At 63.1% G+C, this 26,686-nt stretch carries 20 protein-coding genes; 3 read left to right on the top strand and 17 right to left on the bottom strand.

The window, feature by feature from the left end; all coding sequences use genetic code 11:
* Window positions 1-132 precede the first annotated feature (132 nt).
* The 10 genes from RTQ46_RS14340 to pstS form a co-directional block, all read right to left on the bottom strand.
* Window positions 133-1,032 carry an NAD-dependent epimerase/dehydratase family protein gene (locus RTQ46_RS14340; RefSeq protein ID WP_312437535.1) on the bottom strand — a complete coding sequence of 300 codons (900 nt, stop codon included), beginning with the start codon at window positions 1,030-1,032 and terminating at the stop codon, window positions 133-135.
* A gap of 90 nt (window positions 1,033-1,122) precedes the next feature.
* A complete protein-coding gene (locus tag RTQ46_RS14345; RefSeq protein ID WP_312437536.1) occupies window positions 1,123-3,084 on the bottom strand; it encodes an ATP-dependent helicase in 1,962 nt (653 codons plus the stop codon).
* A gap of 31 nt (window positions 3,085-3,115) precedes the next feature.
* On the bottom strand, window positions 3,116-4,312 hold the full coding sequence (gene senA / locus RTQ46_RS14350; RefSeq protein ID WP_312437538.1) for a selenoneine synthase SenA: 1,197 nt from the start codon (window positions 4,310-4,312) through the stop codon (window positions 3,116-3,118).
* A gap of 201 nt (window positions 4,313-4,513) precedes the next feature.
* Window positions 4,514-5,827, bottom strand: a complete 1,314-nt coding sequence (phoR, locus tag RTQ46_RS14355; protein ID WP_312437540.1) for a phosphate regulon sensor histidine kinase PhoR — start codon at window positions 5,825-5,827, stop codon at window positions 4,514-4,516.
* A 10-nt stretch (window positions 5,828-5,837) separates the two neighbouring features.
* Entirely contained in the window at window positions 5,838-6,527 is a 690-nt protein-coding gene (locus tag RTQ46_RS14360; RefSeq protein WP_034755074.1) for a response regulator, read from the bottom strand.
* 5 nt (window positions 6,528-6,532) lie between these two features.
* Window positions 6,533-7,243, bottom strand: a complete 711-nt coding sequence (gene phoU / locus RTQ46_RS14365; RefSeq protein WP_312437551.1) for a phosphate signaling complex protein PhoU — start codon at window positions 7,241-7,243, stop codon at window positions 6,533-6,535.
* Between the two features lie 62 nt (window positions 7,244-7,305).
* Complete coding sequence (gene pstB, locus RTQ46_RS14370) at window positions 7,306-8,100, bottom strand: phosphate ABC transporter ATP-binding protein PstB (protein WP_312437553.1); 795 nt, start codon at window positions 8,098-8,100, stop codon at window positions 7,306-7,308.
* A gap of 30 nt (window positions 8,101-8,130) precedes the next feature.
* Window positions 8,131-9,018 (bottom strand): phosphate ABC transporter permease PstA, encoded by an 888-nt coding sequence (gene pstA, locus RTQ46_RS14375; protein ID WP_312437555.1) that lies wholly within the window; start codon window positions 9,016-9,018, stop codon window positions 8,131-8,133.
* Window positions 9,015-9,986 carry a phosphate ABC transporter permease subunit PstC gene (pstC, locus tag RTQ46_RS14380; RefSeq protein WP_312437557.1) on the bottom strand — a complete coding sequence of 324 codons (972 nt, stop codon included), beginning with the start codon at window positions 9,984-9,986 and terminating at the stop codon, window positions 9,015-9,017. The genes pstA and pstC overlap by 4 nt, the downstream gene beginning before the upstream one ends.
* 227 nt (window positions 9,987-10,213) lie before the next feature.
* A complete protein-coding gene (gene pstS, locus RTQ46_RS14385) occupies window positions 10,214-11,263 on the bottom strand; it encodes a phosphate ABC transporter substrate-binding protein PstS (RefSeq protein ID WP_312437559.1) in 1,050 nt (349 codons plus the stop codon).
* 290 nt (window positions 11,264-11,553) lie between these two features.
* Here pstS and ppk1 point away from each other — a divergent pair, with 290 nt between their 5' ends.
* The 3 genes from ppk1 to RTQ46_RS14400 all read left to right on the top strand — a co-directional run bounded on the left by ppk1 (window position 11,554) and on the right by RTQ46_RS14400 (window position 14,587).
* Complete coding sequence (gene ppk1 / locus RTQ46_RS14390; RefSeq protein ID WP_312437561.1) at window positions 11,554-13,644, top strand: polyphosphate kinase 1; 2,091 nt, start codon at window positions 11,554-11,556, stop codon at window positions 13,642-13,644.
* Between the two features lie 39 nt (window positions 13,645-13,683).
* Window positions 13,684-14,142 carry a phosphohistidine phosphatase SixA gene (gene sixA, locus RTQ46_RS14395; RefSeq protein ID WP_312437563.1) on the top strand — a complete coding sequence of 153 codons (459 nt, stop codon included), beginning with the start codon at window positions 13,684-13,686 and terminating at the stop codon, window positions 14,140-14,142.
* Window positions 14,143-14,461: 319 nt separating this feature from the next.
* Window positions 14,462-14,587, top strand: a complete 126-nt coding sequence (locus tag RTQ46_RS14400) for a hypothetical protein (protein ID WP_312437565.1) — start codon at window positions 14,462-14,464, stop codon at window positions 14,585-14,587.
* A 64-nt stretch (window positions 14,588-14,651) separates the two neighbouring features.
* Here RTQ46_RS14400 and RTQ46_RS14405 read toward each other — a convergent pair whose 3' ends face one another.
* From RTQ46_RS14405 to RTQ46_RS14435, 7 genes are all read right to left on the bottom strand, one after another.
* A complete protein-coding gene (locus RTQ46_RS14405) occupies window positions 14,652-15,725 on the bottom strand; it encodes a polyamine ABC transporter substrate-binding protein (RefSeq protein ID WP_312437567.1) in 1,074 nt (357 codons plus the stop codon).
* Between the two features lie 233 nt (window positions 15,726-15,958).
* A complete protein-coding gene (clpB, locus tag RTQ46_RS14410) occupies window positions 15,959-18,565 on the bottom strand; it encodes an ATP-dependent chaperone ClpB (protein ID WP_312437568.1) in 2,607 nt (868 codons plus the stop codon).
* Between the two features lie 136 nt (window positions 18,566-18,701).
* Entirely contained in the window at window positions 18,702-19,163 is a 462-nt protein-coding gene (gene moaE / locus RTQ46_RS14415) for a molybdopterin synthase catalytic subunit MoaE (RefSeq protein ID WP_312437570.1), read from the bottom strand.
* Window positions 19,160-21,742, bottom strand: a complete 2,583-nt coding sequence (locus RTQ46_RS14420; RefSeq protein ID WP_312437571.1) for a DUF349 domain-containing protein — start codon at window positions 21,740-21,742, stop codon at window positions 19,160-19,162. Before RTQ46_RS14420 ends, moaE begins: the two co-directional genes overlap by 4 nt.
* A 128-nt stretch (window positions 21,743-21,870) precedes the next feature.
* On the bottom strand, window positions 21,871-22,530 hold the full coding sequence (locus tag RTQ46_RS14425) for a hypothetical protein (protein ID WP_312437572.1): 660 nt from the start codon (window positions 22,528-22,530) through the stop codon (window positions 21,871-21,873).
* Between the two features lie 121 nt (window positions 22,531-22,651).
* On the bottom strand, window positions 22,652-25,321 hold the full coding sequence (locus tag RTQ46_RS14430) for a bifunctional acetate--CoA ligase family protein/GNAT family N-acetyltransferase (RefSeq protein WP_312437574.1): 2,670 nt from the start codon (window positions 25,319-25,321) through the stop codon (window positions 22,652-22,654).
* A gap of 140 nt (window positions 25,322-25,461) precedes the next feature.
* A complete protein-coding gene (locus RTQ46_RS14435) occupies window positions 25,462-26,454 on the bottom strand; it encodes a DUF2804 domain-containing protein (RefSeq protein WP_312437575.1) in 993 nt (330 codons plus the stop codon).
* Window positions 26,455-26,686: the final 232 nt, after the last annotated feature.

Consider the following 26,686-nt stretch of genomic DNA (forward strand, 5'->3'; position numbering starts at 1 on the left):
CTGACCTGCTGGAAGCTCGAACATGCCGCCAACTTCACGGCAGTGCGTCTCAACCAAGCGGAGCCATCATACCTCTGCCGGCCCCATTGCACCGTTCGCTAGCGCACACAGTTGCACGATTTCTGCGCTGTATCAATGCTGCGGCGCCAACATGTCGTGTTTGATCCAATCGAGCACGGATGGACCCTTGGGCTGCCAGCCCAATGCACGGGCCCGCTGGCCGCGCACGCGGCTGTTGGAACCGAGGCCATACGAAGCCATTTCGTAGCCCCATTCGGCAATCGCTTCCGGCAGCGGCCAGTCCTGCGCCGGACCGAAGCCCAGTGCCTCGGCAATCGCCGCTGTCATGTCGCGGAAAGCCGCTTCGCCCGATTCGACAAAGTAAAAGGTGCCGGCCGGCGACTTTTCCAGCGCCAGCAGGTACAGCGCCACCACGTCGTCGATATGCACGTTCGACCAGATATTGCGGCCCGGACCCACATGGCGCACGATGCCGCTCTTGCGCGCCTGCTTGAGCAGGCGCGGCAACTGCACGCTGTCGCGCGGCAAGGCGCCGTGGCCATAGATCAGGGTATTGCACAGCACGCTGGCGCGCACGCCGTTGGCGGCGCTGGCCAGGATCAGGTCGTCGATGGCGACGCGGGCCGCCTTGTCGGCGGTGGGCGCTGGCAGCTTGTCCTCGTAATAGACCTGCTCGCTGCCCTCGCCGCCCGACGCGTCGCCGACGATGGACGAGCCGCTGGTATGCAGATATGGCTTGTTGCTGCCCGCCAGCGCTGCCAGGATCGCTTCCACCGCGCCGCGATGGTCGCTGCTGGCCGCATTGATGACGGCGTCCGCCGCCCTGGCCTGTTCGATGATCAGGTCCCGGTCGTCGAGGCTGCCGACCACGCCCTGCACGCCGATGCCGGCCAGCTCGGCCACCTGCTCCGGCTTGCGCACCAGGCCGGTCACCTCATGGCCGGCACGCACCAGGCCTGCCGCGATGGAACTGCCGATAAATCCTGCCGCGCCTGTCAGAAATACTTTCATGGGGTCACTCCTTGTTGGTTAAATAGCTGCTTCACCCAACGAGTATGCCCCGTTTGCCGCCGAGCAAACAGCGGCGGCGCGGCAAATGATTTATGCAGCCGGCGCAACAATGGATGACTTTTCCCTGGCCTTCGGTAGCTGCAGGGCGGCAATATAGCGGCTCCGGAAAGCGGGATTTTCTGGCGTCAATATGGTCAGCCGGTCGCGCGCGCGGGTGGCGGCCACATAGAAGCGGTTTTCCTCTTCCAGCGGATCGCTCTTGCTGCGCGGGAATTCGTCGAGCGCCAGGTACGGCAGGATCACATGGTTGTATTCGAGGCCCTTGATCTGGTCGATGCAGGCGATCACCAGCTTGGCCTTGCCGGTCGATACTGTGACGGCCTCTTCCATTTCACCGAGCCAGCCGGCAAAGCCGCCCAGCGCCACCCCCGCTTCCGTGCACACGGCGATAAAGCCGTGCAGCGCACGCGCCACCACGCGCGCCTGGGCCGGATCGACATAGATGCGGCGCGCCGTCTGTTCCAGCTGCAACATCTCGAATACATGCTGCAGGGCGGCGCCGGCCGGCGCGTCCGGTGGCAATGCACGCAGATACGCGACGGCAGCAAGGGTCAAGCCCGCCTTGTCCTGGTTGACGGACTTGCCCAGCTGGTTGGTCAGAAAACCTTCCAGCAAATCGGGATAGTTGGCCACGTCCGCCTTGGCCTGCTGCAGTTCGCTGCGCGTAAACGGAATTTCGGCAAACGCCACCAGCGCTTCGAGGATCTCGCCACGGCGCGGACCGCTCTGAATCGCATGCAAGTCCTTGCGCGCAATCGCCACCATGCCGCGCAGCATCAGCACTTCCTGCGCCAGCAGATAGCTGTGCATGTCGACCAGGCCGTAGGCGATGCCGTTCTGGAACAGTGCCGTTTCCACGCGGATCGCCTGGTCGCGGTCGCGCAGCAGGATGGCGGTGGTGCCCGCGTGCGCATGCTCGAGCGCGGCGATCAGCTGTGCGCTGCAGGCCTGCGGCTGGGTATGGTCGTAGTGCAGCAGCTCGACCGGCGTGCCGCGCGTCAGGGCCGACACGCTGGGCTTGTTCTTCAGCACGCCCACGGCCTGCGCCAGCTGCGGGCCATAGCGGTAGGACGCCGTCAGCGGCAGGCGCTGCAATGCCGGAAACTCCTGCTCGAAGCGCTGGCGCAGGAAGCGGTGATCGGCGCCCGACCAGGTATAGATCACCTGGTCCTTGTCGCCGGCGCCGCAGAAAAACGCGTTGCCACGGCGGATCAGCATGGTCAGCAGGCGGAACGACGCTTCGTTCAGGTCGTGCAGTTCATCGGCGACGATGATCTGGTACTGCGGCAACTGATTGCGCAACGGCTCATCGTCAGACAGCATGCGCACCAGGTCGTAGGTTGCGTCGAATGGCGCGCGAAACTGGATATCGCCCGTATCGGCGCCGCGCAAGCCTTCGTATTCGCGCAGCCATAAGTAATGCGTGCGCGACATGCCCAGCAGCTCCAGATTGTCTTCCAGCGAGTTGGTCTCGAAGTCGGGACCATGGAAATCGAGCCTGGCCTTGGTGCGCAATTGCAGCTTGAGAAACTCGGCGATCGCCGCATTGGTGGTGTTGATTTCCAGCGGATAGCGGTGCGCGTACTTTTCCGATACCACCTCCAGCGCTTCCCACGCCATCGGGCGCAGTTCCTCATTGCTGCGTATCGACGCCACCTGCATGCCTTCCATCTGCCGCAGCACATGGGCGGCAAACGCGTCAAAGGTATCGATGGTCAGGCGCTTGACCACGCCCAGCGGCACGCCCACCTCGAGCAGGCGCTGGCGCAGCGCGACTCGGGCCGCTTCCGTAAACACCAGCGCCAGCATGCGCTCGGGCGGACGGCCACGGTGCAGCGCTTCGGCCAGCCGCAGCGCCAGCGTGGTGGTTTTCGCGGCGCCGGCATTGGCGTCGATCAGCACGACTTTTTTCTGTGCCGTCTGGATGGCAATCTGTTCGGCCGTGGGCGTGATGCGCTTGGGCGCAAATTGCGGGGTGTTATCTATACTCAAAAGAAATCCTGAAGTGATGGTGCCCTGGTCTCTACCAGGCGCAGGTGCGCAGGCCAACGAAGCCCTCGCCGCGTTCCGGCGGCTGGAAGGCGCGCATGCGTGGCGAAACGAGGCGCAGCGGCGTGGCAAACGAGGCGCCGCGCAGCACCTGGTCATGCATGAAATGGGGCGCCGAATATTCGCGCCAGGCGCCGGGCACAAAGCCCGGGTACGGTTCGAACGGCGTTGCCGTCCATTCCCACACCTGGCCCCAGCGGAACAGGGGATGGCCGGACAGCGCAGCATACTCCCATTCGGCCTCGGTCGGCAAACGGCGCCCGATCCAGGCGCAGTAGGCCTGCGCCTCGTACAGGTTGAGGTGGCGCACCGCTTCCTGCGGCGCCAGCGTGGCCGGCACGCCGAAACGTTCCGTGCGCCACAGCAGGCCATCGCGCTGCCAGTACAGCGGCGACGAGCGCTCCTGGCGCATCAGCCAGGCGCTGCCGGCCGTGCTCCAGAACTGGCGGTTCTGGTAACCGCCGTCCGCCACGAAGTCACCGAACTGGGCATTGGTCACGGGTGCGCTGTCGATGGAAAATGGGGGTACATACACGGCGTGCGGTGCGGATTCATTGTCAAAGGCAAAGCCGTCATCGGGCTTCGACCCCAGCTGCACGCTGCCGCCGGGAAAACGGATTTCGCCCGCGCTGGCCAACGAGCGCTGGCCGGCCGGCAAGCTGTCGGGCGCCGGCAGGCCCAGCGATTGCAGTCCCGCCAGCATGGCTTCGCCAGCCATATCCTCATGCGCCAGCGCCAGCCGGTACGGATACAGCGCGCTGTCGATGCTGGCGGTGCGCGACAGTTTGTCGAGCACGCGGTCGAACACCTCATGCGCGTACATCCTGACGGCGCCCGCGTTCGGCATGTCGAGCGTCCAGCGCGCGCGGTGCGCCACCATGTTGGCGTCGAACAGGTCGTCGCCGCGCGTCAGCAGGCAGTTGTACAGAGCGTCAGCCGGATGGCTGGAAGGCGCTTCGCGCAGGATATACCACTCGGCAAACCAGGCGATATGGCCCAGTTGCCACAGCGGCGGGGTCAGATGGGGTTCTTGCGGCAGGCGTGCGGCCACGTCGTAGCCGGCGTCCGCATAGCGGTCGAGCAGCGCCAGCGTATGGCGGCGCGCCGCCACCAGCGACTGGGCGAGTTGCTGCGCGCTGGCGTGGCGGAAGGAGGCGGTTGGTAAAGTCATGACCGATTGTAACGACTTTTGCCGGGTGCACGGTGCTTGTCGGATTACGCGCTGCGCGCTAATCCGGCCTGCGTTGTTGCCTGGGCCAACGATGTTGTCGGATTACGCGCTGCGCGCTAATCCGACCTACGTTCCATTGTCAGCGCTGCGTAGGTCGGATTAGCCCTTCGGGCGTAATCCGACGCCACCGTCGCCGCATGCTTACTTGACCGCCAGCTCGCCCTGCAGCGGGCTGACCACGGATTTGGGCATGCTGACGATAAAACTGCTGCCCTTGTCCGCTTCGGACTGGATCGCCAGGGTGCCGCCGTGGCGCAGCAGGACGTGCTTGACGATGGCCAGGCCCAGGCCGGTGCCCTGGGTTTCGCGCGAGCGGCTCTTGTCGACGCGGTAGAAGCGTTCGGTCAGGCGCGAGATATGTTCCGGGCTGATGCCGATGCCCGTGTCCTGCACCGTAAATTGCGGGCCGGCCGCGCCATCGTGCCAGCGCAAGGTGATCTTGCCGCCGGCCGGCGTGTAGCGCACGGCGTTCGAAGCCAGGTTGCCGAAGGCGCTGTAGAGCTCGTCATAGCTGCCCAGCACGTCGGGGCCGTCGAATTCCAGCGTGATGTCGTGCTTGCCGCCCGACAAAGCTTTGGCGTCGCGCGCCACCTGCTGCATCAGTTTTTTCACATCGACCGGCTCGGGGCGCAGCGGATAGTCGACCGATTCCAGGCGCGACAGGGTCAGCATGTCCTCGATCAGGTGCTGCATGCGGTGGCCCTGCTCCGTCATCAGCTTGATATGGGCGGCGCGCGTGGTGGCGTCCAGGTCCAGCTCGGTGGCGATTTCCAGGAAGCCCACGATCACGGTCAGCGGCGTGCGCAGCTCGTGCGAGGCATTGGCGATAAAATCGCGCCGCATGCGTTCCAGCCGTTCCGTTTCCGTCACATCGTGCGTGACCAGGATCTGGCGGCGGTTTTCAAATGGAATGATCTGCACGATCAGCTTGCGGTTGCGGAAGGTGATCGTCAGCGGCTGGTCGTAGCGGCCCAGGATGATGTAATCCATGAACTCGGGGCTTCGGATCAGGTTGGTCACGCGCATGCCCTTGTCGCGCTCGTGCGTGAGGCCCAGGTGCTTTTCTGCTGCCGGATTGCACCATTCGAGGAACAGCACATCGTCCATGATGACCACGCCGTCAGGCAGCAGGTGCATGGCCTGGCGGAAACGCGCCAGCCATTCGGTCAGCTCGGCCTGGTTCTTTTCATCGTCGCGGCGCATGCGGTACAGGCGCGCGAAGATGCTGGTCCAGGCGCCCCAACCGTCGGGCAATTTGGCGCTTTCCGGGTTGTCCAGCCAGTTACTGAGCTGGAACAGGTACGACAGCTGCACGAACACCATCATCGCCATCAGCACAAAGGCGATGCCCAGCGCATAGGTGGCGCCAAACAGGTACCACACCACGGCCACGCCCACCAGCGACAGTCCCATGCGCAGCGCGGCGGGCACCCAGAACAGCAATTTCGGATTCATAGAGACAGCTTTACTTTTCGGACAACATGTAGCCAACGCTGCGCACCGTCTTGATCAGGCTTTCGGCCTCCTTCAAGGCTTTACGCAAGCGCAATACGTGGACATCGACCGTGCGTTCCTCGATCACCACATGGTCGCCCCACACCTTGTCGAGCAGCTGGCTGCGCGAAAACACGCGCTCGGGGTGGGCCAGCAGGAATTTGAGCAGCTTGTATTCGGCATGGCCGATATCGATCTTCTGTTCATCCATCATCACGGTACAGCTGACGGGGTCCAGTGCCACGTTGCCGGCACGCATAGGCGCCTGCGCGTGTTCCGGACTCTTGCGCCGCAACAGCGCCTTGGCACGCGCCAGCAGCTCGCGCGGCGAGAACGGCTTGGTGACGTAGTCGTCAGCGCCGCTGTTCAGGCCGGCCAGCTTGTCCTCTTCCATGCTCTTGGCGGTCAGCATGATCACGGGGATGGCGGCAAAGTTGCGGTCGGCGCGGATGCGCGACAGCAGGCGCAGCCCCGTCTGGTCCGGCAACATCCAGTCGAGCAGGATCAGGTGCGGCGTGCGGTGCTGGATGAATTCCCAGGCATCGGCGACATTTTGTACGGAACAGCAGTTCCAGCCGGACTCGCGCAGCGAATAGGTCACCAGTTCAACGATGGCCGGCTCATCTTCAACAATCAATACCGTGGTTTTATCAGATGCCATAAATCTTACTCAGGGAGCTCCTCGGAAATGGCAGGGGCAGCCGATTTGGTGTGGCGGATGTCCTTGCCTTCAACCACGTAAATCACGTACTCGGCGATGTTTTTCGCATGGTCGCCGATCCGTTCGATGGCCTTGGCCACCCACAGGGTATCGAGCGCCGCCGAGATCGTGCGCGGGTCTTCCATCATAAACGTAATCAGGTTGCGCATGATAGAGCGAAATTCATGATCGATGATGGCATCCTGCGCAATCAGGGCCAGCGCCTGCTTGCCGTCGTTGCGGGCAAACGCGTCGAGCGCGTCGTGCAGCATGTCGGTGGCCGTGTTGGCGATGCCGCGCACCATCTCGTAATGGTTGACCACGGCGTTGCCGCGCTTGTGCAGGTTCTTTGCCACGCGGGCGATCTTGGTCGCTTCGTCGCCCACGCGCTCCAGGTCCGTGATCACCTTGATGGTGGCCATGATGGTGCGCAAGTCGTTGGCGGCCGGCTGGCGGCGCACGATCAGGTGGCTGCAGGCGTCGTCAAGCGACACTTCGAGCTGGTTGACGACGTCGTCTTCGCGCATCACGCGGTCGGCGCGCTCCGGGTTGCCGATGCGAAAGCAGGTCATCGCGTCGAGGAACTGGGTCTCGACGATGCCGCCCATCAGCAGCACTTTCGAGCGGATCGCCTCGAGTTCGTTGTCGTATTGTTTGGATGAATGTTCGCCTATCATGCTGTCTCTCTCCGAATGCAGTTATGTGTGCCGGTGTGCCTGGTTGCCGCTTGCGGGGCGTATCAGCCGAAGCGGCCGGTAATGTAATCCTGTGTTTCCTTGCGGGCCGGATTCATGAAGATCTGGTCCGTCTCGCCGAATTCCACCAGTTCGCCCAGGTACATATAGGCCGTGTAGTCGGAGCAGCGCGCCGCCTGCTGCATGTTGTGGGTAACGATGGCGATCGTGTAATCCTGTTTCAGTTCGCTGATCAGCTCTTCCACTTTCGAGGTCGAGATCGGGTCCAGCGCCGAAGTCGGCTCGTCGAGCAGCAAGACGTCCGGCTTGACCGCCACGCCGCGCGCGATGCACAGGCGCTGCTGCTGGCCACCCGACAGCGACAGCCCGCTCTTGGTCAGCTTGTCCTTCACTTCGCCCCACAGCGCGGCCTTCTTCAGCGCCCATTCGACGCGCTCGTCCATCTCGCCTTTCGACAGGTCTTCATACAGGCGCACGCCGAAGGCAATATTGTCGTAGACCGACATCGGGAACGGCGTCGGCTTCTGGAATACCATGCCGACCTTGGCGCGCAGCATGTTGACGTCCTGGTCGGTGTCGAGCACGTTGCGGCCGCGGTACAGGATCGAGCCTTCGGCGCGCTGGCCAGGGTACAGGTCGTACATGCGGTTCAGGGTGCGCAGCAGGGTCGACTTGCCGCAGCCGGACGGACCGATAAACGCCGTGACCTTTTTTTCATGAATGTCGAGGTTCACATTGTGCAGGCTCTGGGTTTTTCCGTAGAAAAAGTTCAGGCCGGAGATCTCGATGGTTTTCTTCTTTGGCGCCACGTCCTGGGCTGGAGTCATTTGGGTATTCATGGTTTCGCTTTGCTGTATGGGCTGCAAGAATTAGTTAGGAACTTTTTGGCTGAACACGGTACGCGACAGGATGTTCAAGGCCAATACGCTAAAGGTGATCAACAGTGCGCCACCCCAGGCCAGCGAGCGCCAGTTGTCGTACGGGCTCATGGCGAACGAGGCGATCACGGACGGCAGGTTGGCCATCGGCGCATTCATGTTAAAGCTCTGGAACTGGTTGTTCAGGGCGGTGAACAGCAGCGGCGCCGTTTCGCCGGCGATACGGGCCAGCGCCAGCAGCACGCCGGTAATCACGCCGGCTTTTACTGCACGCAGGCGCACCAGGGTGGCGACCTTCCAGCGCGGCGCGCCGAGGGCAAACGCGGCTTCGAGCAGGCTGTTCGGCACCAGGCGCAGCATGTTGTCGGTGGTGCGCACCACCACCGGCACGGCGATCAGCGACAGCGCGATGGCGCCGGCATAACCCGAGAAGTGTTTCACGTGCGCCACGTACAGGGCGTAGACGAACAGGCCGATCACGATCGATGGCGCCGACAGCATGATGTCGGTGACGAAACGCGTCACCTGTGCCAGCTTGTTTTCTTCGCCGTATTCGGCCAGGTAGATGCCGGCAAAGATGCCGATCGGTGTGCTGACCAGCGTCGCCAGGCCCACCATCAGGCCGCTGCCGACGATGGCATTGATCAGGCCGCCGCCTTCGCTGCCGGGAGCCGGGGTGGTATTGGTGAACATATCGATCGACAGCGCACCGAAACCCTTGATGATCAGGGTAATCAGGATCCACACCAGCACCGTCAGGCCCAGGGCCATGGCGGCCACCGACAGGGCGATGCCGACGCGGTGCATCAGCAGGCGCTTGCGGTAGACAGGATTCATCGCCGGCTTGGCTGCGGCGTCAACAGTGATGGCTTGGTTCATTTCGTGCCTTCCTTGCGGGACATGCCAGCCAGCATCAGCTTGGCGGCGGATAAGACGATAAAGGTGATGACAAACAGGATCAGGGCCAGCGAGAACAGCGACGACACGTGCAGCGCCGATTGCGCTTCGCCGAATTCATTGGCCAGCAGCGAGGTGATGCTGTTACCGGCGGCAAACAGCGACCACGACAGCTTGTTGGCGTTACCGATCACAAACGTCACGGCCATGGTCTCGCCGAGGGCGCGGCCCAGGCCCAGCATCACGCCGCCGACCACGCCGGTCTTGGTGTACGGCAATACAATCTTGCGCACCACTTCCCAGCGCGTGCAGCCCAGGCCGTAAGCCGATTCTTTCAGCACGGCCGGCACGATCTCGAACACGTCGCGCATTACCGAGGCGATGAACGGGATGATCATGATGGCCAGCACCAGGCCGGCCGTCAGCAGGCCGATGCCCATCATCGGGCCGCTGAACAGCGGGCCGATCAGCGGCACATTGCCCAGCGTGGCTTTCAGCACCGGCTGCACGTAGTCGGCGAACAGCGGCGCGAACACGAACAGGCCCCAGATGCCGTAGATGATCGACGGCACGCCGGCCAGCAGCTCGACGGCCGTGCCCAGCGGACGGCGCAGCCAGGCCGGGCAGATTTCGGTCAGAAACAGCGCGATGCCGAAGCTGACGGGAAACGCGATCAGCAAGGCGATGATGGAGGTGACCAGCGTGCCGATGATGGGGATCAGCGCGCCATACTGGTCATTGACAGGGTCCCACTCGGCCGACACGATGAAGTGCAGGCCGAAGGTCCTGAAAGCCGGGATCGACTCGTGGATCAGCGAGATGATGATGCCGACCAGCACGACCAGCACCGACAGGGCGAACAGCATCGTCACCTTGTGGAACAGGAAGTCCTGCATGCGCTGCTTGCGCATGGTCGACAGCAGTGCTGCCTGGCTGAGGGAATCGGTCATGGTGCCGCCTGGCATGGGGATCGTGGAGGAATTGGATTGTGCGCTCATAGTGGGCCATGTGTGGTGTTACTGACGGTACAGCTGTATGTCTGTTTTCTACTCGTTTTTGTGCTCGTTTAGCCGGGAGCGCCCGCCTGGCTATGCATGGCGGGCGGTCCTGGCTAACTCCCTGCCCCGCCGCGGGGCGCGGCGTGGCAAGGATGGGACGTTATGGAAACACGATCTGATTAGTAGATGGCCTTGCCCGAAGCATCTTTCAGGTTGGCTTTCCACGATTCCTGCACCAGTTTCACGACCGATGCCGGCATCGGCACGTAGTCCAGTTCAACGGCAGCGGCGCCACCGTTCTTGTAGGCCCAGTCGAAGAATTTCAGCACTTCCTTGCCCTTGGCTGCGTCAGCCTGGGTTTTGTGCATCAGGATGAACGACACGCCGGTGATCGGCCAGCTGTTCTTGCCAGCCTGGTCGGTCAGTACCACGCCGAAGCCCGGGGTTTGCGTCCATGGTGCCGAAGCAGCGGCTGCCTTGAAGTTTTCGTCGTCAGGCTGCAGGAAGTTGCCGTCCTTGTTTTGCAGCTGGGTGTGCGCCATATTGTTTTTCTTGGCGTAAGCCCACTCGACGTAGCCGATCGAACCCTTGATACGCTGTACGTTGGCAGCAACGCCTTCGTTACCCTTGCCGCCCACGCCCACTGCCCATTTCACGGCCGAACCGGCGCCGATCTTCGACTTGAAGTCAGGATTGGTTTTCGACAGGAAGTCGGTGAACAGGAAGGAGGTACCCGAACCGTCGGCGCGGTGCACCACGGTAATTTCGGTGTCCGGCAGCTTGACGCCCGTGTTCAGCGCGGCGATTTCCGGCGCACTCCATTTGGTGATCTTGCCCAGGTAGATGTCGGCCACGACTTTGCCGGTCATTTTCAGCTGGCCAGGTTTCACGCCGTCGAGGTTGACGATGGTAACCACGCCGCCCATGATGGCCGGGAACTGCATCAGGCCGGCTTCTTCCAGCTCGGCTGCCGTCAGCGGCATGTCGGACGCGCCGAATTCAACGGTTTTGGCCTTGATTTGCTTGATGCCTGCGCCGGAGCCGACGGACTGATAGTTCAGGCCGTTGCCGGTATTGGCTTTGTACGTCTCGGCCCATTTGGCGTAGATCGGGTACGGGAAGGTTGCGCCAGCACCTGTCATATCTGCCGCCATGACGGAAGCGGAAGAAAATGCCATCGCTGCCGAAGCACCCACGACGATAAATTTGAACATTTGCTTCATTTGCATATCAAGTCCTCAGGGTTGTTACAGGGTTGTGGGGTCTTGTGCCCCCGGTGAATGCTGTGCAGTCTAGCAACCGAATGTGACAGCTTTATGACATGGACCGGATTTGTTGAAATAATCGCCTACGCCCCGCAAACCCCGCTTTTTCAGGCACTTGATGACATGCTTTGTGACGCTTTATGACAGCCTGTGTCATGGACTCGTCATATTTCATCATTACACTCTTGATACGTCATAACATGCTTACGCGCCCGAATACGGCTAGAATTAACTATCTGCAAAGTTAGAAGAATATGAAACCTGAACTGCACACGGAAGTGACCAAATCGGGCATCCTGCTTGACCGGGAATTGTCGCAACTGACCTTCAACCGCCGCGTCATGGCGCAGGCGGAAGACCCGAATATTCCCTTGCTGGAACGCCTGCGCTACCTGTGCATTGTCAGCAGCAACATGGACGAGTTCTTTGAAGTGCGCGTGGCCAGCCTGCTGGCGGCCGGCAGCATCGGCGGCTCGCTGGCCGGCCACCCTGCCCTGATCGCCAATCTTGAACGCATTTGCATCGAGTGCCATGCGCTGGTCGAGCAGCAATACGAAATCCTCAATAACGACGTGCTGCCGGCGCTGCGCGCGGCAGGCGTGCACCTGCTGCGCGACCAGGACCGCAACGAGGCGCAGCGCGCCTGGGTCAAGGATTACTTCGACCGCGAAGTGCGCCCGCTCTTGACGCCGATCGGCCTCGATCCGGCCCACCCGTTTCCGCAAGTGGTTAACAAGAGTCTCAATTTCATCGTGTCATTAAGCGGCAAGGACGCGTTCGGACGCGGCACGGCGATTGCCATCGTCAAGGCGCCGCGCGTGTTGCCACGCGTGATCAAGCTGCCGGACGAGATTTCCGACGGCGTCTCGTTCTGCTTGTTGTCGTCCGTCATCCACGCGCATATCTCGGACCTGTTTGCCGGACGCGAAGTCATCGCTTACTCGCAGTTCCGCGTCACGCGCGACAGCGACCTGTGGGTCGACGAGGACGAAGTCAAGAACCTGCGCCAGGCGCTGAAGGGCGAGCTGGTGGGCCGCCAGTTCGGCACTTCGGTGCGCCTGGAAGTGGCGCGCAACTGCCCGCAGGAACTGTCGCAGTTCCTGCTCGACCAGTTCAGCCTGGACCAGAGCCGCCTGTACCGCGTCAACGGTCCCGTCAACCTGGTGCGCCTGTCGGAAATGATCGATCATGTAAAACAGCCGGCGCTGCGCTTTGCGCCGTTCTTCCCGGGCCAGGCCAACAAGGCGGTCGGCAACGATATCTTTGCCGCGCTGCACAAGCATGACATCCTGCTGCACCACCCGTACCAGTCGTTCCAGACGGTGATCGACTTTATCCGCAGCGCCGCCTACGATCCATCGGTGGTGGCCATCAAGCAGACGATTTATCGCACCGGCATGAATTCGGACCTGATGGAGTCCCTGATCACGGCCGCCAAGCTGGGCAAGGAAGTGACGGTCATCGTCGAACTGATGGCGCGCTTCGACGAGGAAGCCAATATCAACTGGGCCGACAAGCTGGAACAGGCCGGCGCGCAGGTGGTCTACGGCGTGGTGGGCCTGAAGACCCACGCCAAGGTGGCCCTGGTGATCCGCCGCGAAGAAGGCGCGCTGCGCTTCTATGCGCACCTGGGCACCGGCAACTACCACCCGACCACCACCAAGCTGTATACGGACTTTGGCCTCTTGACGGCCAAGCAGGACCTGGCGGTGGAAGTCAATGAAGTGTTTATCCACCTCACCAGCCTGACCAAGCCGCACAACCTGAACCACCTGTGGCTGGCGCCGTTCGGCCTGCAAAGCGAGATCATCAAGGCAATCCGCAACGAGGCCAAGATCGCCCGCTCGGGCAAGCGCGGCCGCATTATCGTCAAGATCAATGCGCTGGTCGACGAATCGGTGATCCGCGCGCTGTATGCAGCGTCCAGCGATGGCGTCAAGATCGACCTGATTGTGCGCGGCGCCTGCACCCTGAAGCCTGGCGTGCCTGGCCTGTCGGAAAACATCAAGGTGCGCTCGGTGATCGGCCGCTTCCTGGAACACAGCCGCATCTATTATTTCCGCAACGACCTGGCGCACGATGTGTACCTGGCCAGCGCCGACTGGATGAGCCGCAACCTGTTCCGCCGCGTGGAAGTGGCCTTCCCCGTGCTTGACCGGGCTCTCAAGCGCCGCGTGATTGCAGAAGGCCTCAATCCTTATTTGAAGGATAATACCAATGCGTGGGAGCTCGAATCGAGCGGCCACTACACACGCCGCAAGCCGCGCGCCAAGCAGACGCCGTTCAGTGCCCAGCAGTATCTGATGCACAGCCTGGGCACGCCGGCGCCGGACGTCGGCGAATAAGCGCTATCCATCCATCGCATTGACCAGGAGGACGACATCATGGACTTGATCTTGTGGCGCCACGCCGAAGCTGAACCGGGCGTGCCCGACCTGGAACGCGCGTTGACCGTCAAGGGGCAAAAGCAGGCGCGGCGCATGGCCGAATGGCTGGGCTCGCAACTGCCCGACAATTGCCGTATCCTCGTCAGCCCCGCCGTGCGCACGCTGCAGACGGCCGAGGCGCTGGGCCGCAAGTTCAAGCTGCTGCCGGAACTGGCGCCCGGCGCGGAAGCGGAAGACATATTGAAAGCGGCCAACTGGCCGGGCAACAAGGAAACCGTGCTGATCGTCGGCCACCAGCCGACCCTGGGCCAGGCGGCGGCGCTGCTGCTGACGGGCGAAGTGCAGGACTGGGAAATGCGCAAGGCCAGCGCATGGTGGTTTTCGCAGCGCGAACCGGGCGATGCCTTGAGCGTGTATCTCAAGGCGGTGATGGCGCATGATCTGGTGGTGAAGTAAAGCCAACGATGGTGTCGGGTTACGCGCTGCGCGCTAACCCGACCTGCGGTCATCAAAGCCACCGTGTGTCGCCCAGGTCGGGTAGGTCGGATTAGCGTAGCGTAATCCGACAACATTGTTGACGTGGCCGGTAATGCGCGTACGTCGGGTAGGTCGGATTAGCGCGCAGCGCGTAATCCGACAACCCACCATCCTTTGCGCAGCTCGCTTGTAAAGCGCCGGCTATCTGCTAGAGTTTAATTGCATCAACACCGCGCCAAGTTTCCTTTGGCGCACTGAGCAACCCAGCGGACAGCCGTCCAACGGCGGCTGAAACATCATGTTGACCTTGATCATCTTTCTCTTTATCGCCATCTTCGCTGCCATCATCGGCTTTGTCGCCTTTGAACTGATCGAAGAATCGCGCGGCAGCCACCACAAACTGATGGACCGCTATCACGAGTAGCGCACCACAGCTCCAATCAATGGCGCCAGTGACGGCATCACCGTCCCTCGCGCCATCGCTTTTTTCAGACTCCCGTTTTGAACTTGGTATAAATGCGCGTCATCAGGCGGCGGACATCGGCCGTGATCGCTTCGGGCGCGGCCATGCGCTGCTTGTCGGCGTCGGGCAGGAAGATCGCCTTGTTCTCGGCAATATCCTTGCGCACGTATTTCAGGCTCGGCGTGTTCGGATTGGCGTAGAACACCTTGTTGCTCAGGCTGGCGTGCACTTGGGGGCGCAGGATGTAATTGATAAAGGCATGCGCATTGTTCGGATGCGGCGCGTCGGCCGGAATCGCCATCGTGTCGAACATCAGCGCGGCCGTTTTCGGCACCAGCACCTGGATTACATTGCCGTTCTTGGCATCCAATGCCCGCTGGCGCGCGATATTGATGTCGCCCGACCAGCCCAGCGCCACGCAGACGGAGCCGTTGGCCATGTCATTGATGTAGCCTGACGAGCTGAACAGCGTTACATACGGACGGATCGCCTGCAGCACCTTGCCCGCCTCCTGGTAGTCGGCGCTCGATTTCGAATACGCGGGTTTGCCCAGGTACTGCAGCGCGGCCGGCAGTACTTCGGAGGGCGAATCGAGGAACGACACGCCGCACGACTTCAGCTTCGACACATATTTCGGATCGAAGATCAGGTCCCAGGCGTTTTCCGGCATCGGCATGGTACCGAGCGCGGCCTTGACCTTGTTGACGTTGATGCCCACCGTCGTGTAGCCCCACAGCCAGTCGACCAGATAGTCATTGTTCGGATCGATCTTGGCCAGCTTGGCCTGCAGACTGGCGTCCAGGTTGCCGATATTGTTCAGTTTGCTTTTGTCGAGCTTGCGCAGCAGGCCCGCATCGATCTGCAGCTTGGCCCATTGCGCCGTCGGCACCACGATGTCATAGCCCGACTTGCCAGCCACCAGTTTCGCGTTGAGGATTTCATTGTTATCGAAAACGTCGTAGCGCACCTTGATGCCCGTTTCCTTCTCAAAATTCTTGATCGTCTCGTCGCCGATATAGTCGGACCAGTTGTAGATATTCAGGACCTTTTCTTCCTGCGCATGCGCGGGCAGCGCCAGCACGGCCGCCGCCAAACTCATTCCAAGTACGATGCGTCGTCCTGCCTGCCATTTGCTTGCCATGTCCCAGCCTCCAGAGTGATCAAAAATAGGGTTGATGATAGCAACAAGGGCGGCATCAGGTCCAGCCTGATACCGCCCTTGCTTGAATTAAACCCCACGGCAGACAGCGGGGTCGCTTCCTCCAGAAACGGCATGCGCGACATTGTGGCGCATGCCCCCTCAGGGTCCGACCCCAGCAGTTTGCCTTTGGGTCAGACTTTATCGAGCCCCACCTGCGCACCCGTAAATACCAGGTTGCCCCCCTGTGCATCGATGCGGATCTCGTCTTTCGGACCGAACTTGCCTTCCAGAATCAGCTTGGACAGCGGATTTTCGATCTGCTGCTGGATCGCCCGTTTCAACGGCCGCGCGCCATAGACCGGATCGTAGCCCGCTTCCGCGATCTTCTGCAGCGCGGCATCGGTCAGCGACAGGCCCATGTCCATGCGCGCCAGGCGTTCTTCGAGGATCTTCAGCTGGATCTTGGCGATCGCACCGATATTTTTCTCGTCGAGGCCATGGAACACCACGATCTCGTCGATGCGGTTGATGAACTCGGGACGGAAATGCGAGCGCACCTCGGCCATCACGGACAGTTTCACCACGCCCGGATCATCGCTTTCCATCGCCTGGATTTTATGCGAACCCAGGTTCGAGGTCATGATGATGACGGTGTTCTTGAAGTCCACCGTGCGGCCCTGCCCGTCCGTCATGCGGCCGTCGTCGAGCACCTGCAGCAGCACGTTGAACACATCGGCATGCGCCTTTTCCACTTCGTCGAGCAGGATCACGCTGTACGGCTTGCGGCGCACCGCTTCCGTCAGGTAGCCGCCCTCGTCGTAGCCCACATAGCCGGGCGGCGCACCGATCAGGCGGGCCACCGAGTGCTTTTCCATGAATTCGCTCATGTCGATGCGGATCATCGACTCTTCCGTATCGAACAGGAACGTCGCCAGTGCCTTGCTCAGCTCGGTCTTGCCGACGCCCGTCGGCCCCAGGAACATGAACGAGCCGTACGGCCGGTTCGGATCGGACAGGCCCGCTCGCGAACGGCGGATCGCATCGGCCACGGCCGTGATCGCTTCATCCTGGCCCACCACGCGCTCGTGCAGCTTCTCTTCGATATGCAGCAGCTTGTCGCGCTCGCCCTGCATCATGCGCGAGACGGGGATGCCGGTCGCGCGCGACACCACTTCGGCGATCTCTTCCGCGCCCACCTGCGTGCGCAGCAGTTTCGGCTGGTCCGACGGCACATTGGCGGCGCCGCTGTCGGCCTGTTTGAGCTGGGCTTCAAGCTGCGGCAGCTTGCCGTACTGCAGCTCCGACACTTTCTGCCAGTTGCTCTCGCGCGTGGCCTGTTCCATCTGCAGCTTGACGTTTTCGATCTCTTCCTTGATATGCGTGCTGCCCTGCACCACGGCTTTTTCCGCCTTCAGGATTTCCTCGAAGTCGTTGTATTCGCGCTGCAGCTTGAGAATCTCTTCGTCGATCAGGCCCAGGCGGCGCAGCGATGCTTCGTCTTTTTCCTTCTTGACGGCTTCCTTCTCGATCTTCAGCTGGATCAGGCGCCGTTCCAGGCGGTCCATCACTTCGGGCTTGGAGTCGATCTCGATCTTGATCTTGGCCGCCGCTTCGTCGATCAGGTCGATGGCTTTATCGGGCAAGAAGCGGTCGGTAATATAGCGGTGCGACAATTCCGCCGCCGCGATAATGGCCGCGTCCGTGATCTCCACCTTGTGGTGCAGCGCGTACTTGTCCTGCAGACCGCGCAGGATGGCGATGGTCGCCTCCACCGTCGGCTCGTCGACCAGCACTTTCTGGAAGCGGCGCTCGAGCGCGGCGTCCTTCTCGATATATTTGCGGTACTCGTCGAGCGTGGTGGCGCCCACGCAGTGCAGTTCGCCACGCGCCAGCGCCGGTTTCAGCATATTGCCGGCGTCCATCGCGCCTTCGGCCTTGCCGGCGCCGACCATCGTGTGCATCTCGTCGATAAAGACGATGCTCTGGCCTTCATCCATCGCCAGTTCCTTCAGCACGGATTTCAGGCGCTCCTCGAATTCGCCGCGATATTTCGCGCCAGCCAGCAGGGCCGCCATGTCCAGCGACAGCACGCGCTTGCCTTTCAGCGACTCGGGTACTTCGCCATTGACGATGCGCTGCGCCAGGCCTTCGACGATGGCGGTCTTGCCCACGCCCGGCTCGCCGATCAGCACGGGATTGTTCTTGGTGCGGCGCTGCAGGATCTGGATGGTGCGGCGGATCTCGTCGTCGCGGCCGATGACGGGGTCGAGTTTGCCCTTGCGGGCGCGCTCGGTCAGGTCCAGCGTGTATTTTTTCAGCGCTTCGCGCTGGCCTTCCGCCTCCTGCGAGTCGACCTTGTTACCGCCGCGCACCGCCTCGATCGCCGCTTCGAGCGACTTGCGGCTCAAGCCGTTTTCGCGCGCCAGCTTGCCCGCGTCGGACTTGTCGTCGGCCATTGCCAGCAAGACCATTTCGCTGGAAATGAACTGGTCGCCGGCCTTTTGCGCTTCCTTGTCGGCCAGGTTCAACAGGGCGGCAAATTCGCGGCTGATCTGCACGTTGCCGTCGGTGCCGGAGACCTTGGGCAGGCGCTCCAGCGAGGACGTCAATGCCTTGGACAGGCCGCCGACATTGGCGCCGGCGCGCGAGAGCAGCGAGCGCGCCCCGCCGTCGTCCTGGTTCAGCAGGGCGGTCAGCAGATGGACCGGTTCGATATAGGGATTGTCATTGCCCACGGCCAGGCTTTGCGCGTCGGCCAGGGCTTCTTGCAGTTTGGTGGTGAGTTTATCTTGTCGCATGATGAAAAGTGCTCCCGGTTAATTCGTTGTAAAGCAAATTGGGGTGGGGCAGAACTTTTCAAGCATACACATTGCAACAAAATAATGCAGTGGCGCTACGCTGGCGTGTGCCGTACTCTTGATCCGGAAGGCCGGTTTACAAAGTGCGCCACTTGTCGAGCGCCGCTTCGTCGGTAACGCGCGCATCGACCCAGCGCGCGCCTTGCGGCGTAGCTTCCTTCTTCCAGAACGGCGCTTCCGTTTTCAGGTAGTCGATAATGAATTCGCAGGCGGCAAACGCCTCGCCGCGGTGGCCCGACGAAACGGCCACCAGCACGATCTGCTCCTGCGGCTTCAAGGGACCGACGCGGTGGATCACGAGGGCGCCGGCCAGCGGCCAGCGTGCTTTTGCCTGTGCGACGATGGCCTCGATCGACTTTTCCGTCATGCCCGGATAGTGTTCCAGTTCCATCGAGGCCACGTCCAGCCCCTCGTTCATGTCGCGCACGGTGCCGACAAAACCGACCACCGCGCCGACCTTCGGATCATGCGCGCGCAGCTGGGCAATCTCCGCGCTCAGGTCAAAGTCGGCTTGCTGGATGCGGACGCTGATGCTCATTGCGCGCCACCGATACGGCGCAGCAGCGCCTCGATGCGGCTGGCCGTGCGCGCGTCGGTCAGCGCGGCGATCGCGCACAGCTGCATCAGCTGCGACGCCTGCGTCAACGGCTTCTGGCCCGACTTCAGCGACGACTGCAGCACTTCAACCTGCATTTTCAGGCGGTCGCGCGCAAACTCGGCGCCGCTGTCGACACCGGCCACGATTTCCAGGCGCAGCACTTCTTCCAGCAGGCGCGGCACGCCCGATTGCAGCCTGGCGACATACGCCGCGCTGCCCGCGCCGATGGCGGCCACGGCGGCGGCAAAGCGCGCCTGCAGGCTGCGCTCGTATTGCGCGTCCAGCGGCGGCAAGGCGCTCCAGCGTCCGGTCCACGCCTGCGCGTCGACCTCGCCGCCTTCAGCCAGCGCCGCTTCCAGCGACTGCACCAGGCGCAGCTTGTCGCGCAGGGCATTGGCTTGCGCCGCGCCGGCGCGCTGGGCGATGGCGTCGGCCTGCGCCTGCAGCGCGGCAATCGCATCCTGGTAGCGCTGCTCGATCTTCGCTTCGCTGGCGCGTGGCACCGGACCGGTGGCGTTCCAGGCGGCGCGCGTCTCGCGCAGCAGCTGGTTGATAAAGGCGGTGCGGCTCTTGTCATCGCCGTCCGGCATGACCGCCGTTTCCAGCGCGGCGCACAGCGCTTCGCGCGCATGCAGGTGTTCGCGGCGCTCATGGTCGGCCGCATGCGCGGTTTCCTTGCGCTTGGCAAAGATGTCGTCGCAGGCGGCGCGGAAACGCTGCCACAGGGCCTGCTCGGCGCGGCGCTCCAGCGGCAGCGCCTTGGCCAGCTCCTGCCATTTGTCCTGCAGCGCGCGCAGCATGTCGACCGTATTGCGCTCCGACGGTTTCAACAGGCCCACTTCGACGATCAGCTGTTCGCGGCGCGCCGTTTCGATCTGGCGCTGCGTGTCGAGCGGCTTGAGCAAGGCGTCGAGCGCGTTGCCAAACTCCGTGTCCAGGCGTTTCTTTTCCTTGCGGTCGATGGTGCCCAGGCGCATCCAGGCCTGGCGCAGGCGCTGCGAACTCGACGCGACCTGTTTCCAGTCTGTACTTTCCTGCGATGCCAGCGCAGTTGCCTCGACGATCAGCTCCTGCGCCTTGGCGGCATTGCCGTGGCGCTCTTCGGCCAGCTGCTTGAAATGCTGGGCGGCCGGGGCATAGGCGACCGTGCAGGCGGCGTCGAAACGCTCCCACAGGGACTTGGGCGCCGGGCCGGACAAGGTGTCGAGCGACTTCCAGCGTTCGCGCAGGCTGCCCACCTTGCGGGCCAGCTCGCTCATCGGCAATTGCTGCGCCGGCAATTCCTCGCCGGCCTTGACCAGTTCTTCGCGCGAAACGTTGCCGCCCCAGCGCGCCCAGTCGGCCAGCTGCTTGAACTGCGCACGCACATGGGCCAGGCGGTCGGCCTGCGCCGGCGTCAGACGGCCATGCTTGCTGTCGCGCAAGGTCTTGTCGTGCTCGGAAGCCACATGCAGCAGGCCTTCGGCCAGCGCCGCTTCCATTGCGTCGAGCGTCTTGAAGAATTGCTCGGTGGCTTCTTTCGACACGGGCGCGGCTTCCTGGCGCGGCTTGCGCGGCGCTGAAGGTTCACTTGCAGCCGGCGCCTCGGGAACCAGCGGTGCGGGCGCCGTGGCCAGCAAGGCCTGGAATTGCTGTTGCAGGCTGTCCGACAACGCCGACTCCGGCAGGCGCGGTAGTGCCTGCCATGCGCGTTTGAGCGCTGCGGTGTCCAGCGTGGCGGCATCCTGCGCCTGCCACTCGGCCAGCGCCGCATGGCGCGCGTCGAACACGGCCTGGTGCTGCTGCAATGCGTGCAAAGCCGTTTGTGCCTGCGCGCGCGCCTGGTCGAAGTCAAGCGCCAGGTGTTTCGGCAGCGAAGCGCGCTCGGGCGACTGCCCATGCTGCGCATGCTCGGCGTCGAGGCTGGCCAGGGCCTGGGCCAGTTCGTCGGCCGACTGGCCGCCGGCAGCCAGCTGGCGTGCGGCAGCAACCGCGTCGATCACGGCGCGCTGCAGCGCCACCTGCGCTTCCAAGCGCTGCGCCAGCGCGGCGCGGGCGGTGGTGAATTGTTCGGCCAGCTCCGGCGTGGACTTGATGACCTGCCATTGGCGGTCCAGCTCGGCTACCTGGTTCGGGCTCAGCTTTTCGTCGTTCAGCAGGCGCTGCGCGGTGGCGATGCTGGCCTGGGCGCGCTGCGACTCGGCCGCCTGGTGGCGGATCAGGTCGATGCGGCCCTGCACCAGTTTGGCGACGCGGCGATCCGTATTGCGCATGGCCTGGTGGACTTTTTCCAGCAGCGCCAGCGAATGGACGTGTTCGGCCGCGATCAGGCGGGCTTCGGCAAATTCGCTGCCAATAATAAAGTCGGCTGCCGCTGCTTCATCGCCGGCCACGGCATGGGCGCGGGCCACCTGTTCGGCGCGGCGCGAGGCGCTCTGCGCGGTGGCGGCGGCCTGCTCTGCCACCACAGGATCCGGGGCGGTGGTCTTGCTTGCCTTGCTGGCTTTGCTGGCAGAACGCTTGAAGAGAAATTCGAACATGACGGGTTTCGCGTGGATCAAAACCACCATCATAACAAAGCCGGGGGCATTGCATCAGACAGGACTGAAGTAATTATATAATAATTAACTTAAACATTTTTTCCATAAAAATTGGTATTTCATCCACCTTATGCCACATGATGGTGCAGACCGGCAGGCCCGGCGCCTGCAGCGCAGTTAGCGGCCACTGACGGCGCATGCACCGAACCTCGCGTCGCCATCGCTGCGGCAGGCTGCACAAACGGCAGCACCTGCGCCTTGCTGCGGCGGTTTTCTTCGGCGCGGGCGTCATGCGCCAGGAACTGGTAGGCGATGGCAAACCACGCCTCGCCGACAATTACCCGGCGCGCCAGCGCAAACAGCTCGCGCTCTTCCTTTTCCAGCCGCGCCAGCAGGGCGCCGCAAAAGCTGTCGATAGCGATGCACAGCTGTTCGGCCTGCTGCTCCAGCTGCTGCTCCGAGCTGTCGATGGCGGCCACGGCGCGCCGCTGCACGGCATGCACGCTGTCCAGCGCGGCACGGTTGAGGCTGTTCAATTCGTCCAGCAGGCCATCGGCGTGCGGCGTGGCCTGGCGGATCGCGGGAATCAGGTACTGGTCGACCTTGCGCCAGTAGCCGACCTGATACAGGCGGTTCAGCCACTCGCCTGCATAATCCAAATGGGACAGGCTCAGTTCGCGCTGGTGGCGCAGCTGCGCGTGCATATATTGTTGAAACGACAGCAGGCTGACGCGGATGCTGGCCTGCTCGACCGACAAGGACACCAAAGTATATGTAGCTGTAAGCATGCACCCACCCCATGAAATGCGAACGATCTCGCCGCTTGGAGATAAGAGTGTAAAGACTGCCGACAGGGCCGCATTTGATCCTGCACAAACAGGCGCCATGGCCTGCGAACTTTGCAAGAAGTCAATTTCCTTCGCGCAGGCTGATATGCAGGTCGACCACGCCCGGCTCTTCCGATGGCGTGACGGTGCCGCCAAAGCTTTTCACCAGCTTCTGCATGCCCTTGTTGCGCGCCATCGCCTCACCCACCAGCTCTTCCGTGCCGCGGCTGCGGAAATAGTCGACCAGCTTCTCGAACAGGATATGGCCGAGGCCCTGCGCCTTGAGCTTGGAGCGCACGGCAATCGCGAAATCGGCCGTGATATTGTCCGGATCGGCCACCGCGCGCACCACGCCCAGCGTTTCCGGCACGCCGTCCGGTCCGGTGTGGGTGGCGATAAACGCCATCGCGCGGTCGTAATCGATCTGCGTCAGGCGCGCCAGCTGCGACAGCGGCAGCTCGCGCATCGAGGTAAAGAAGCGCAGCCGCACGTCGTCCGGATCGAGCGCGTTGAACAGGTCCACATGCTGCGGCGCGTCCTCGGGACGGATCGGGCGCAGCACGATGGATTGCCCCATCCACGTCACCTCTTCTTCCAGTTCCTGCGGATACGGGCGGATCGCCAGCCGGTCGGCGCTCTGCCCCGGCTGCAGGCGGATGCGCGCGTCGAGCGCGATCACGCCGTTGGCGTCGGCCACCAGCGGGTTGATGTCCAGTTCGGCCAGCTCGCCGATATCGGCCACCAGTTCGGCCACCTGGATCAGGGCATAGCAGATGGCGTCGATATCGGCGGCCGGCTGGTTGCGGTAGCCGGCCAGCAGTTTCGACACGCGCGTGCGCGAGAGCATGTCGCGCGCCAGCACCATGTTCAGCGGCGGCAGGCCGATTGCATGGTCGGCCGTCACCTCCACCGAAATGCCGCCCTGCCCCACCAGGATCACGGGACCGAAGGCGCTGTCGGTGGTAACGCCGACAATCAGTTCATGCGACTGCGGCCGGCGCGCCATCTGCTGCACCGTGAAGCCGTCGATCAGCGCGTCGGGACGCATCTTGCGCACGCGCTTTTCCATCGCGGCGGCCGCCGTGCGCAAAATCGTCGGATTGTCGAGATCGAGCGCCACCCCGCCCACGTCGGATTTATGGGCGATATCGGGCGAATGGATTTTCAGCGCCACCGGATAGCCGATATCGGCCGCCACCGCCAGCGCCTCTTCCACGTCGGCCGCCATGCGGGTAATCGCCACCGGAATGCCGTAGGCGGCCAGGATCTCTTTCGAGCGGCATTCGCCCAGCACCGTCTGGCCGGCCGCCAGCGCCTGCGCGACGATTTCGCGCACGCGCGCGCGGCGCGGCGTGGACGACAGCGGCAGCTGGGCCGGCACCTCCATCAGGGTGTCCTGGTTGCGCCGGTACTGCACGATCTGCATGAAGCCATGCACGGCTTTTTCGGGCGTGTCGTAAGTGGGGATGCCGGCGCGGTTGAATACCTGGCGCGCGGGCGCCACCGTGGTGCCGCCCAGCATGCACGACAGGACCGTGCGCGAGGTGGCCTTGATCAGCGGCGTGACGGCTTCGGCGATCTCGATCGAGGACACCATCGCGCTGGGCGCGTGCAGCAGCAGCATGGCGTCCGCTTCCGGTTCGGACAGCAGCGGCTTGAGCGCATCGACATAGCGCTGCACCGGCGCGTCGCCGGCCAGGCCGACCGGGTTGTCGTGCGACCAGCCCGGCGGCAGCGCTTTTTCCAGCGCGATCACGGTCTCGGGCGACAATTCGGCCAGCTTGCCGCCGCTGCCCACCAGCGCATCGGTGGCCATCACGCCCAGTCCGCCGCCATTGCACAGAATCGCCAGGCGCTCGCCGCGCTGGGCGCGGATATGCGTGAGCGTCTCGACCGCGTCGAACAGCTCCTCGGCCGAATACACGCGCAGCATGCCGGCGCGGCGGATGGCCGCGTCGTACACGGCGTCCGACCCGGCCAGCGCGCCCGTATGCCAGGCCGCCATCGCCGCGCCTTCCGCTTCGCGCCCGGCTTTCAATACGATGACGGGTTTGCTGCGCGCCGCCGCGCGCGCGGCCGACATGAATTTGCGCGCCGCCTGGATGTCTTCCATGTACAGCAGGATGGCGGCCGTGTCGATGTCGCCGGCCAGGTAGTCGAGCAGGTCGCCAAAATCGATGTCGGCACTGCCGCCCAGCGAGATGAACTTGGAAAAGCCCACCCCATGCGCGTTGGCCCAGTCGAGTACGCCCGACACCAGCGCGCCCGACTGCGACACAAAGGCGATCTTGCCGGCGGTCGCGCCCACATGGGTAAAACTGGCATTCAGGCCGATTTTCGGCACCAGCAGGCCCATGCTGTTCGGCCCCAGGATGCGCAGCAGATGGGGTTTCGCCTCCTTCAGCATCAGGTGGCGCAGCTTGCCGTGCTCCGCGCTGTCCAGGCCCGCCGTCATGACGATGGCCGCGCGCGTGCCCATGCTGCCCAGGTCGCGGATCAGCCCCGGCAAGGTGGCAGGCGGCGTGCAGATAATGGCCAGCTCGGGCGCCTTGGGCAATTGCGACAGCTTGTGATAGCAGCGCAGCGCATGCAGCTCTTCGTATTTGGGATTGACCGGATAGATGGCGCCCTGGTAGCCGCCCTGCATCAGGTTATGCAAAGCGATGGCGCCCAGGCTGCGCTCGCGCGAGGAAGCGCCGATCAGGGCCACCGAGGCCGGCTTGAACAATTTGTCGAGATTACGGATACTCATGCTCTGGCCTTATGGACTGTCTGGACGATGCTGGCGGCTATGCGACTGCAGCAGCTGCGCCAGTGTATAGGAAGCATCTGCAAAAAAACTTGACCATGTGATGCTTTTTGCAAAAAAGTGACGGTGTGCGAACAGCGCCGCTACCAGCGCGAGCGGTGGCTTTCGGTTACGCCGGCCAGCTGCGCCACGATGCGTTTGGGGGCATCGATGCTGGCGCGCACCCAGCCACTGAAGGTGCCGATCGGCTGGATATAGCGGCTCGCCGCCAGCCACAGGTCACGCTCTTCGCGGCGCGCCCCTTCCGGCCTGAAATGCAGGTCCAGCAGATCGTCGTCGGTCCACACATGCCAGGGCGCCAGCGGATTGTCGGGATTGAAGTCGAAATGGGCGCGGCCCAGCGCATACAGCTGGCCATCGAGCCACAGCGCGTTTTCGTTCGCGCCGAAATACCCTGCCTGCAGATTGAAGCCCAGGTCCAGCCCATGCGCCGAGGCCCAGCGCCATTCCGTCTCGCGCGCCAGCAAGCCGTTCGAGTAATCGAAGCTGGCCACGCCGTCGTCCAGGCTGTAGCCGATCGCGCCGCAGCGTACCGTGCCCCACAGCGGCAGGCCGCCCGACTTTTGCGTCGCATGCACGCTGCCACCCTCCTTCACCTCGCCAAACGCGAGCAGGGTCGGCGCCAGCGGCGGGCCGAACTCCGCATCGATGCCGAACGTGCCGCAATCGAGCCGCAAACGGTAGCGGTGCCGCGGCATGGCGTCGATGGCGATGATATCGGACAAAAACCGGAAGCGGCTGCCGGCCACCGCATGCGGCGCCAGCGTGGCCGACAGTCCCGGCACGCCATCGCGCGAAAACGACGCCACCAGCTTGCCCTTGCGGCGGTCGAACGCATAGGCAAAGGCGGTGCTGGTCCAGCCCAGGTCGACGATGGCCACGGCGCAGAACAGCTCCGGCGTGGCCAGCGCCACATAATGCCAGCGCTTGTGGTGCAGCCAGCGCCACAGCCATCCGCGCGCATGGGGCGGCGCCAGGGCGGCCCAGTCAAAGCCGCCGGCCAGGCCGGCATAGCGCCCGAAACGCGGCGCGCCATCGGCGTCCAGCAGCGCAGGCGGTGCGGCCGGCAGCGTCATGCGGCGGGTCCGGCGTGCTGTCGGAAAGCGTGATTGTCCATGCGATAAAGATACCGCATTTTCTTGTCGGGCTCGCGTTTTATCGCTGGCGTATCGCCCGCCTGACAACACACTTGACACGCTGCCGCCGCTGCGATAATGTGCTTCAATATTGCCATATGGCAATAAATTCCCTTCTCGTCTATGATCATTCCAGCTACTTCCTGCCTCCCTTGCCGTGGGCGGCCTGGCG

Origin of the sequence: Janthinobacterium sp. (assembly GCF_031995485.1) — a bacterium.
Taxonomy (GTDB): domain Bacteria; phylum Pseudomonadota; class Gammaproteobacteria; order Burkholderiales; family Burkholderiaceae_D; genus Janthinobacterium.